Source organism: Acidovorax sp. KPB24-07, assembly GCF_057543315.1.
Map to the genome: position 1 here is coordinate 1 of NZ_BAAJYS010000129.1, position 10,466 is coordinate 10,466.

Consider the following 10,466-nt stretch of genomic DNA (forward strand, 5'->3'; position numbering starts at 1 on the left):
GTGCCGGTGCCGGGCGGCGTGCCGGAGCGGGCGGGGCGCTGTTGTCGTAGCCGCCGTCGTTGCCACCGCCGCCGTAGCCGCTGTCTTCGTAGCCGCCACCGCCGCCCTGGCCGCCGCCCATGCCCTGGCGGCTGCCCAGCATCTGCATGGTGTCGGCGCGGATTTCGGTGGTGAATTTTTCCTGGCCGGCCTGGTCGGTCCACTTGCGGGTGCGCAGGCTGCCTTCCACATAGACCTGCGAGCCCTTGCGCAGGTACTGGCCGACGATTTCGGCCAGGCGGCCGTTGAACACCACGCGGTGCCACTCGGTGGCTTCCTTGTTCTCGCCGGTGTTCTTGTCGCGCCAGCGGTCGGTGGTGGCGATGGTGACGTTGGCGACCTGGTCGCCGCTGGGGAAGGTGCGCATTTCGGGATCGCGCCCGAGATTGCCCACGATGATGACTTTGTTGACGGATGCCATGGTGTAAGGGCCTGTAGAGAATGGTGGAGAGAAGGCACTACGGCCTGCGCGGCCTGCCAGGGGCCGCGGGGAGCCGTCGATTGTGCCCGATTCGCCCCGTTCGCGGACTGGCCGTGCGGCAAGCCCGTGCCACAATCAAAACGCCTTGTTCCACCGCCTGCCCTGGCCATTTCCCATGCATCGCGAACCCGACTTTCTTCACAACCTGCGGCAGGAGTTCGCGGACGGCTGGCGGTGGGTGGAGCGCGCGATCGTGCTGGCCTACGCCGCGGCGGCCGGGCTCTTCGTGGTGGCGTTCACGGTCCTGGGGGAATGGGCGTTCGCACGCTTCGAGCAGGTGCTGCACTGGCAGGGCGGCTGGGGCGTGCTGCTGTGGACCCCGGCGCTCACGGCGGCCATCGTGTGGGCCACGCGCCGCTTCGTTCCCGGGGCGGCAGGCTCGGGCATTCCGCAGGTGATGGCGGCGCTGGAGCCGGGCCTGCCGCCCGGCCAGCGCGGCTACTTCGTCTCGCTGCGCATGTCGCTGGGCAAGGTGCTGCTGGGCAGCGCAGGCTTTCTGGCCGGGCTTTCCATGGGCCGAGAAGGCCCGTCGGTGCAGGTCGCGGCGGGCGTGATGCAGCACGCGCAGCGCTGGCTCGGGCCGCGTTCGGGCATCACCAGCCATGCGCTGCTGGTGGCGGGCGGGGCCGCCGGCATCGCCGCGGCGTTCAATGCGCCGCTGGCGGGCGTGGTGTTCGCGATCGAGGAGCTGTCGCGCAAGCTCGAATCGCGCAGCAGCGGGCTGATCATCGCGGCCATCGTGCTGGCCGGGCTGATGGGGGTGTCGTTCTTCGGCAACCTGACGTATTTCGGGGTGATCCGCGTGCCCCGCCTGGGCTGGGACGCGTTGCTGCCCGGCCTGGGCGTGGCCCTGGTGTGCGGCGTGCTGGGCGGCCTGTTCGCCAAGCTCATCACCGCCTCGCTCACCGGCGCGCCGGGCCGGCTCAACCAGTGGCGCGCCCGGTTCCCGGTGCGCTTCGCGGCGGCGGGCGGGCTGGCGGTGGCGGTGATCGGCCTGGCCACGGGCGGCGCCACGTTCGGCGCCGGCTCCGAGGCGGTCAAGCACATGCTGGAGGGGCAGGCCGATGTCCCGGCGTTCTATGTCACGCTGAAATTCATCTCCACCTGGCTCACGGCCTGGTGCGGCGTGCCCGGCGGCTTCTTCGCGCCGGCGCTGTCGATCGGCGCGGGGGTGGGGCACAACATCTCGCTGCTGACCGGCGCGGACATCGCCCCGGCCCTGATCGCCATGGGCATGGCGGCCTTCCTGGCGGCGGTCACGCAGGCGCCGCTCACGGCCTTCATCATCGTGATGGAGATGGTGGACGGCCATGCCATGGTGCTGAGCCTGATGGCCTCGGCCATGCTGGCCAGCCTGGTGTCGCGCATGCTGGTGCGCCCGCTGTACGAAACGCTGGCGGAACACCTGCTGCACAAGGCGGGCGCGGGGCCGGCGGCACCCGCGGACGCATCGCCCCGCTGACATCCACGCTCGCGCGCCTGGTGCCGCAGCACATCCGTTACCCTCGGCGCATGCGTGCCTCCCTCTGCCTTGCACTGTTGTCCGCCGCCTTGCTGCTGGCCGGCTGCGGCACCACGCCACAGCCGCGTTCGCCGCGCACCAGCGTGACGTATTCGCAGCTGTCGCCCGACCAGTCGAGCGACATCGCCATCCATGCGCTGGGGCTGGTGGGCACGCCGTACCGCTATGGCGGCAACACGCCCGAAGGCGGATTCGACTGCAGCGGCCTCATCGGCTATGTGTACAAGAGCCGCGCGGGCATCGCCCCGCCGCGCACCGTGGCGCAGCTGAGCGACTTCGGGCTGCCGGTGGACAGCGGCGACCTGCGCACGGGCGACCTGGTGGTGTTCGGCGCGGGGCGGCCGACGCATGCGGGCATCTACGTGGGCGAGGGCCGCTTCGTGCACGCGCCCTCCACCGGCGGCGAGGTGCGGATGGACCGGCTCGATTCGCGCTACTGGTCACGGCAGAAAACCGCCTTCCGCCGGCCCTGAGCGGGGCCGAGGGGCAGCGGCGGGCGGCGCGCGACAATCGCCGCCATGACGACCCCAGCCACCCCCCACGTGCACCGCACCGCCACCCCGCTCTCCACCCACGACACGACCCGCATCGACGACACGCGCATCAAGGCCGTGCGCCCGCTGATCACGCCTGCGCTGCTGCAGGAATGGCTGCCCACGCCGCCCGGCGCGCTGCAGCTGGTCGAGACCAGCCGCGCGGCGATCTCGCGCGTGCTGCACGGCCAGGACGACCGGCTCGTCGTGGTGGTGGGACCCTGCTCGATCCACGACCACGGGCAGGCCATGGAATACGCCCGCCAGCTCAAAACGCAGGCCGATGCGCTGTCGCAGGACCTGCTGGTCGTGATGCGCGTGTACTTCGAGAAGCCCCGCACCACCGTCGGCTGGAAGGGCTACATCAACGACCCGCACCTGGACGGCAGCTTCGCCATCAACGAGGGGCTGGAGATGGCCCGCGCGCTGCTCCTGGACATCCTGGCGCTGGGCCTGCCGGTGGGCACCGAATTCCTGGACCTGCTCAGCCCGCAGTTCATCAGCGACCTGGTGAGCTGGGGCGCGATCGGGGCGCGCACCACCGAAAGCCAGAGCCACCGCCAGCTGGCCAGCGGCCTGTCGTGCCCGGTGGGCTTCAAGAACGGCACCGACGGCGGCGTGAAGGTGGCCAGCGACGCCATCCTGGCGGCCCAGGCGCCGCATGCCTTCATGGGCATGACCAAGATGGGCCAGTCCGCCATCTTCGAGACGCGCGGCAACAACGACTGCCATGTGATCCTGCGCGGCGGCAAGCAGCCCAACTACGCGGCGCCGTCCGTGGACGCCGCCTGCCAGCTGCTGCAGGCGGCGGGGCTGCGCGGGCAGGTGATGGTCGACGTCTCGCACGCCAACAGCAGCAAGCAGCACAGCCGCCAGATCGACGTGGCGGCCGATGTTGCCGGGCAGGTGGCCGGCGGCGACCGCCGCATCGTGGGCCTGATGATCGAGAGCCACCTGCAGGAAGGCCGGCAGGACATCGTCGCTGGCCAGCCCCTGGCGCAGGGCGTATCGGTGACCGACGCCTGCATCAGCATGGCGCAGACAGTGCCGGTGCTACAGGGCCTGGCCCAGGCGGTGCGCGAACGGCGCCAGGCCCGATAGGCCAGGAAGCAACACCGGCCGGCGCAGCGCCGGTGTAGCATTCACCGTTACTTTTTGTAGTCATTTGCCGCCGCAGATCCCGATCCGCCCGAATCCCATGCAGGTGCTGTCGCCTACCGACCCATGCCCACGGTCACTTTCCCGTCCGCTGGCCTTTTGAGCGTGCCGCCCAAGGCTGCGCCCGTGGGCAAACGCCTGGAGGCGCTGCGTGCCTGCGCGGTGCTGGACACCCCGGCGGAGGAGGCGTTCGATCAGCTGACCCGGCTGGCCGCCCGCCTGTGCGGCATGCCCATGGCGGCGATCGGTTTCATCGACCAGGGGCGCGAGTGGTTCAAGGCCAGCACCGGCATCGAACTGCAGTCGCTGGATGCGGCCCACCCGCTGTGCGCCCTGGCGGTGGACGGCCGGGTGGTGCAGGTGCAGGACACCCACGCCCATTCCACGCTGCGCCGCCATCCGCTGGTGATCGCCGGGCCGCGCGTGCGCGCCGTGGCCTGCATGCCGCTGATCACCGCGGAGAAATGGGTGCTGGGCGCCGTGGTGGTGATGTCCACCGAGCCGTGCGTGCTGCAACCGCCCCAGCTCGAATCGTTGCGCGCGGTGGCCGGTCAGGCCATCGCCCTGCTGGAGTTGCGCCGCAGCCAGCGCAACCAGGCGCGCATGGCCACCGAGCGGGCAGCCAGCGACGAGCGCTTTCACCTGGTGGCGCGCGCCACGGCCGACGCCATCTGGGACTGGAACCTGCACGACGACTCCATGTGGTGGAACGAGGGCATGCAGACGCTGTTCGGTGTGCCCATGCAGACCCTGCCGCACGACAGCACGTCGTGGACGCTGCGCCTGCACCCGGAAGACAGCGACGCGGTGCTGGAGAGCATCCACGCGGCGATCGAGGGCACGGCCAAGCACTGGGCCGAGGAATACCGCTTTCGCCGCTACGACGGCAGCTACGCCTGGGTGCAGGATCGCGGCTTCGTGATCCGCGACGCCGAAGGCCATGCGATCCGCATGGTGGGCGGCATGACCGACATCAGCGCGCAAAAGGACAGCGCGCTGCAGGCCAAGGACGAGGCCCGCACCCACGCCGAGCTGGTGCGCGTGCAGCAGAAGATTTCGTCGCTCGAACTGTCCATGGACGAGGTGCTGCAACTGGTGGCCCGCACCGCGATGGAACTGTCCGATGCCGGCGGTGCGATGGTGGTGATGCGCGAAGGCGACAAAGCCCGGGTGCAGGCCAGCACCGGCATGCGCGCCGTGCCGCTGAACGACGTGCGCCCGCTGGAAGGCTACGAGCTGTGGCACCGCATCGACGCGGGCGAGACCGTCTGCAGCCAGCCGGCCGTCGCGCAGGCCATGCCCTCGGCCGCCCTGTGCGAGCCGGGGCCGGTGGCCTTCATCGCGGCGCCAGTGCGCGCGGGCGACGCGGTGGTGGGCATGCTCAAGGTCAATGGCGACCCGCTGGCGTCGTTCTCGCAGCGCCACCTGGCGCACGTGCAGATCCTGGCCGAGTCGCTGGGCGCCGTGGTGCAGCTGCGGCGCTATGCCGCGCAGCTGCACGCGTCAGAGCAGCAATACCGCCTGCTGTTCGATGCGCACCCGCAGCCCATGTGGGTGTACGAGCTGGGCACCCTGCGCATCCTGGCCGTCAACCGGGCCATGGTGCGCCAGTACGGGTACAGCGAGGCGGAACTGCTGTGCATGACCACGCCTGACCTGTGGCCCCAGGACAACCGCGAAGCCCGCATACGGGAAGCGCACACCATTCCCCACAATGCCCGGCGTGACGCCGTGCACCGGCGCCACCGCAAGAAGGACGGCACGGTGATCGACACCGAGGTGTATGCCGGGGGCATCGAATTCAACGGCGTGCCCGCACGCCAGGTGCTGGCCACCGACGTCACGCAGCGCATGCGCCTCGAACGGGAGCTGGCGCGGGTGGGCAGCATCCAGCGGCTGCTGGCCGCCTGCAACGAATCCCTGGTGCGCGCGACCTCCGAGGCCGACCTGCTGCGCGAGGTCTGCCGCATCGCCACGGACGTGGGCGGCTACCGGATGGCCTGGGTCGGCATGGTGCGCGACGATGCGCGCCAGACCATCGAGCCCGTGGCCTGCGCAGGCAAGGACAGCGAAAGTTATATCGAAAGGCTCCAACTGAGCGGGTCGGCCGACCAGCCGGGCGGCCAGGGCCCGGCCGGGCTGGCGGTGCGCAGCGGCCGCCCGGTGATCGTGCGCGACATCCGGCTCGACCCGACGTTCGCCAGCTGGACCGAGCGCATGCTGCGGCAAGGCCTGCATTCGGTGATCAGCCTGCCGCTGCGCAACGCCGAGCGCTCGTTCGGCCTGCTGTACCTCTACCCGCCCGAAGTGCTGGAGATCGGCTCCGAGGAGACCGAACTGCTGCAGCAGCTGGCCAACGACCTGGCCTTCGGCATCGAGAGCCTGCGCACCCGCCAGGACCAGCAGCGCCTGCAGAGCGTGGTGCTCAAGGCCGCCGCTGCCATCTCGGCCAGCACCGGGACCGAATTCTTCAAGCAGCTGGCCAGCAACATGGCGGACGCCCTGGGCGCACAGGCCGGCTGCGTGACGCGGCTGCTGCCGCCGGTGGAGGGACAGCCGCCGCGCGCCATCACGCTCTCGCGCGTGCAGGATGGCGTGGTGCAGCCCAATGCCGAGTATTCGCTGGAGGGCACGCCCAGCCTGCGGCTGGCGACCGAGGCGGAATACGTGGTCACATCCGGCGTCTGCGAGCTGTACCCGCGCTCACCCGTCGCGGCGCTGGGCGCCCAAAGCTACGTGGGCCAGCAGCTGCGCGACGCCGAGGGGCGGCCCATCGGGCTGATCTTCGTGATCTTCCGCGAGCCGCTGGAGCGGCCGGCGCTGGTCTCCTCGACCTTGCGCATCTTCGCGGCGCGCGCCACCGCCGAAATGGCCCGCCAGGCATCGGACGCCCACATCCGGCGCCAGGCCTCGCTGCTGGACAAGGCCCGCGACGCCATCATCGTGCGCGACCTGGAGCACCGCATCACGTTCTGGAACCAGGGCGCGGAACGCATGTACGGCTGGTCGCAGGCGCAGGTGCTGGGCCGCACCATCGACACGCTGCTCTACCAGAACGCCACCGAATTCCTGCGCGCCACCGAGGCCACCCTGGCCCAGGGCGAGTGGACGGGCGAGATCGTGCAGTTCCACCAGGACGGGCATGCGATCGACGTGGAAGGCCGCTGGACCCTGGTGCGCGACGAGGGCGGCCAGCCCGAATCCATCCTGGCCATCCACACCGACATCGGCCACCGCAAGGCCACCGAGCGCGAGATCCAGCGCCTGGCGTTCTTCGACTCGCTCACCGGCCTGCCCAACCGCATGCTGCTCATGGACCGCATGCACCAGGCCCTGGCCACGGCGCAGCGCCAGCGCCAGGGCGGGGCGCTGTTGTTCATCGACCTGGACAACTTCAAGACGCTGAACGACACGCTCGGCCACGACAAGGGCGACCTGCTGCTGCAGCAGGTGGCGCAGCGGCTGAACACCTGCGTGCGCACCGTCGATACCGTGGCGCGGCTGGGCGGCGACGAGTTCGTGGTGATGATCGAGGCGCTCAGCCCCCGGCCCGACGAACTGGCCGTGAGCGCCCGCGTGGTGGGCGAGAAGATCCTGTCGGTGCTGAGCGCCCCCTATGCCCTGGACGGCTACCAGTACCGCAGCACGCCCAGCATCGGCGTCGCCCCGTTCACCGACGGCCAGTCCACCGTGGGCGAGCTGCTCAAGCAGGCGGACCTGGCCATGTACCAGGCCAAGACCGCCGGCCGCAACACCCTGCGCTTTTTCGACCCCGGCATGCAGGCCGTGGTGACGGCCCGGGCCGCGCTGGAAGACGACCTGCGCACGGCGATCGCCCGCGAGGAATTCCTGCTGCACTACCAGCCCCAGGTGGACACGATGAACCGCGTGGTGGGGGTGGAGGCGCTGGTGCGCTGGCCGCATGCCAAGCGGGGCATGGTGCCGCCAGGCGATTTCATCCCCCTGGCCGAGGAAACCGGCCTCGTGCTGCCCCTGGGCCGCTGGGTGCTGCACACCGCCTGCACCTTGCTGGCCAGCTGGCAGGACGAGCCCTCCCTGTCGCACCTCACCATGGCGGTGAACGTGAGCTCGCGCCAGTTCCACCACGCGGGCTTCGTGGACGACGTGGTGCGTGCGCTGGTGTTCACCGGGGCGCCGGCCGACCAGCTCAAGCTGGAGCTGACCGAAAGCCTCTTCGTGGACGACATGGAAACCACCATCGCCACCATGTCGGCGCTGCGCGCCCATGGGGTAGGTTTCTCGCTGGACGACTTCGGCACCGGCTACTCCTCCCTGAGCTACCTCAAGCGCATGCCACTGGACCAGCTCAAGATCGACCAGAGCTTCGTGCGCGACCTGCTCAGCGATCCCAACGATGCGGCCATCGTGGACACCATCATCGCGCTCTCGCGCAGCCTGGGCCTGAACGTCATCGCCGAAGGCGTCGAGACCGGCGCCCAGCGCAACCGCCTGGCCCAGGCGGGCTGCCAGCTCTACCAGGGCTATTTCTTCAGCCGGCCGCTGCCGGCCGACGTGCTCGAGCGCTTCCTGCGGAACGCGCCCGTCTGATCTTTTTCCTCTGACAGCCCCCGGCAGGCCCCTGCCGGGCGGCTGGGCGGCCTTCCACGCGCCGGGTGGCCCCTCCCCCTGCCTCCGCTGTGCCGAAGGCCCCTGGCGCCTTCCTGCGCCACGCGCATCGTTCTGCCAAACCTCCTCGCCATCCGGGGCGGGCCGCGGGCGACGGTTTTTTTCTGTCTTCTCCTTAATGTCTTTATCAATCCATAGTAGTCGTAGTAAGCACGGCCTCCAACTGTGGACAACTGCATTTTTCCGTTGCGGATCAACGGACTTGCGATGCCGTGAACCTTGTGGGCGGCACCCGGCTCCCGCTGTCGCGGCGGCGGGGACAAAACCGGCGCATCGCCTTTCGCTGTGGACAAGTGGCCGGTTGTGCGGGAAATATCCACAGACTTGTTCCTGTGGCTGCCCTTTTTCGCCCGTTGGCGCGAAAGCAGCCCCCTTCCGGGCGATGTCGCCAGGTCGGACACCTGCCGACCATGGATCGGGCGCAGCCCGTCGATCGGACGGCGAGGCGTTCGCCCCCTTCTTCTTTTTCTTTCCCTTCCCTTTTTCTTTTCCCACGGCGGGCGGGATGCCTTCGTTTTGCGCCGGGCCCGGGTGGCCTCGGACAAGGAGCGCGGCGGTCGGTTTTCGGCGGCCCGGAGGTTCCTTGTTATTCCATTAAAGGTTCTATCAATACATAGCAGTAGTAGTAGAGGAGCCCCGTTTCTGTGGACAAGGCCGATTTCCTCAACGCTGCCAAGCACTTGGATGGTCGCAAACCCTGTGGTGCTGGCCGGGTGAACCCGCATGCCGGGCGACAACAACTTCGGCGCCTCGGCGTCTTCTGTGGATAACCCATGGGTTGCTCTGGAAATGTCCCCAGGCTTGTCCACAATGCGCCCCGGATCGGCATCGGCCAAAGAAAAAGGGCCCCGAAGGGCCCTTGTTGGCATGGATGAAACAGGCAGGGATCAGAAGTGGTACGCGTAGCGCAGCTGCACGAAGTTCTCGCCCGGGTTGGGCTTCTTGATGCCCGCGTTGGACAGGTGCTGCACCCGCAGCACGATCTCGTGCTGGCGCTGCGCGCCCAGGCTGTAGCCCACGCCCAGGTGGGAACCGAAGTTGTAGCGGGTGCTGAACTCCTTGTCGGGGGTGTGGTACTTGCGGTCGGCATACGTGATGCCGACGCCCCCTTCCCAGAACCAGTTGGCGCGGCCGTTGTCCGGGCGCAGGCGGAAGGTGGGGGTGAAGCCGACCACGGTCAGGTCGCCCGAGCCATTGACCCCGTTGTACGACCAGCGGCTGGCGGAAATGTCCCAGTAGCCGCGCACTTCATGGCCCCACAGCTCGCTCTGCCAGTTCCAGGGCAGCGTCACACCCACGGCGGCGGAATCGGTCTGGTGTTCTGCCCAGCCGCCTTGCACGTAGACGGACGGGCTGGTGCCCGAAGGCTGGGCGTGAACGGCGCCTGCGCCGGCGACGCAGGCCAGCGCCAGGAAAAAAGCGTTCCCGCGCAGCAGGGCGCGGGAACGCAGGAGGTGGGTGATCGGCATGGAAATTCCCTCGATGGAATGACTGTGGATTTGCACAACGTGTGTAACCCACTGTATTCCGCCCATCGGGGGGGCGTGTTGTAGGCAGTCGCCTCAACCGTACTGATCGGTCGGGATCTGACCGGGGGGTATGCAGAGATATCCAGACTGTGCGCAAACCCTCCCGGACCGGTCGCTTACTGCGGCGCGGGTGCGGGCACCGGCGGCACGGCCGGGCGTTCGCCGCGCGGGCCGCCGTGGCGTCCGTCCTTGCCGCGTTCACCATCGCGTGGGCCGCCCATGCCAGGGTGGCGGTGCATGCGGCGGCTTTCCTGGTCGAAGGTCTTTTGCTGCGCCGGGGTCAGCGTGGCGTAGAACGCCTTGGTGGCTTCATCGCGGCGGTCGGCCTCCGCGCTGTGCTGGGCGCGCATGGCCCGCATGCGGTCGATGCGCTCGGGCGTGGTCAGCTGGTCGAGGCCCTTGGGATCGAGCCGCGCGCCGCGCTCCTGCGGCTGCATCGCGGCCTTGAAGGTGTCCCAGGCGGGCTGCTGGGCCGGGGTGAGCTGCAGCTTTTGCTGCAGGGCGTTGGCGCGCTGCTCCATGTGCGCCTTGCGCTGCTCGGGGCTGGGCATGCGGTG

General features: G+C 69.4%; 7 protein-coding genes. 4 read left to right on the plus strand and 3 right to left on the minus strand.

Translation table 11 applies throughout. From position 1 onward, the window contains the following. The coding region (gene ssb / locus AC27IQ_RS13990; protein WP_487089825.1) for a single-stranded DNA-binding protein at positions 1–460 on the minus strand (460 nt) is incomplete at its 3' end. Positions 461–635: 175 nt separating this feature from the next. Between ssb and AC27IQ_RS13995 the strand changes: the two genes are divergently transcribed. The 4 genes from AC27IQ_RS13995 to AC27IQ_RS14010 all read left to right on the plus strand — a co-directional run bounded on the left by AC27IQ_RS13995 (position 636) and on the right by AC27IQ_RS14010 (position 8,302). Beyond that, positions 636–1,982: a chloride channel protein gene (locus AC27IQ_RS13995; protein WP_487089826.1), complete on the plus strand. Its 1,347-nt coding sequence runs from the start codon at positions 636–638 to the stop codon at positions 1,980–1,982. 50 nt (positions 1,983–2,032) lie between these two features. Next, positions 2,033–2,515, plus strand: coding sequence for a C40 family peptidase (locus tag AC27IQ_RS14000; RefSeq protein ID WP_284397350.1), 483 nt, complete (start codon positions 2,033–2,035; stop codon positions 2,513–2,515). A 45-nt stretch (positions 2,516–2,560) separates the two neighbouring features. Further along, positions 2,561–3,676: a 3-deoxy-7-phosphoheptulonate synthase gene (locus tag AC27IQ_RS14005; RefSeq protein ID WP_487089827.1), complete on the plus strand. Its 1,116-nt coding sequence runs from the start codon at positions 2,561–2,563 to the stop codon at positions 3,674–3,676. A 123-nt stretch (positions 3,677–3,799) separates the two neighbouring features. Continuing rightward, positions 3,800–8,302, plus strand: a complete 4,503-nt coding sequence (locus AC27IQ_RS14010) for an EAL domain-containing protein (RefSeq protein ID WP_487089828.1) — start codon at positions 3,800–3,802, stop codon at positions 8,300–8,302. Between the two features lie 965 nt (positions 8,303–9,267). On the opposite strand, the gene AC27IQ_RS14015 is transcribed toward AC27IQ_RS14010, so the two are convergent. Continuing rightward, complete coding sequence (locus AC27IQ_RS14015) at positions 9,268–9,849, minus strand: acyloxyacyl hydrolase (protein WP_284397338.1); 582 nt, start codon at positions 9,847–9,849, stop codon at positions 9,268–9,270. A 176-nt stretch (positions 9,850–10,025) separates the two neighbouring features. Continuing rightward, positions 10,026–10,466 (minus strand): Spy/CpxP family protein refolding chaperone (locus AC27IQ_RS14020; protein WP_487089829.1); only part of this gene is annotated, 441 nt, incomplete at its 5' end.

Coding starts and splice junctions, on each gene's coding strand:
- AC27IQ_RS13995 (WP_487089826.1), top strand. CDS start 636: ATGCATCGCGAACCCGACTTTCTTCACAACCTGCGGCAGGAGTTCGCG.
- AC27IQ_RS14010 (WP_487089828.1), top strand. CDS start 3,800: ATGCCCACGGTCACTTTCCCGTCCGCTGGCCTTTTGAGCGTGCCGCCC.
- AC27IQ_RS14015 (WP_284397338.1), bottom strand. CDS start 9,849: ATGCCGATCACCCACCTCCTGCGTTCCCGCGCCCTGCTGCGCGGGAAC.
- AC27IQ_RS14005 (WP_487089827.1), top strand. CDS start 2,561: ATGACGACCCCAGCCACCCCCCACGTGCACCGCACCGCCACCCCGCTC.
- AC27IQ_RS14000 (WP_284397350.1), top strand. CDS start 2,033: ATGCGTGCCTCCCTCTGCCTTGCACTGTTGTCCGCCGCCTTGCTGCTG.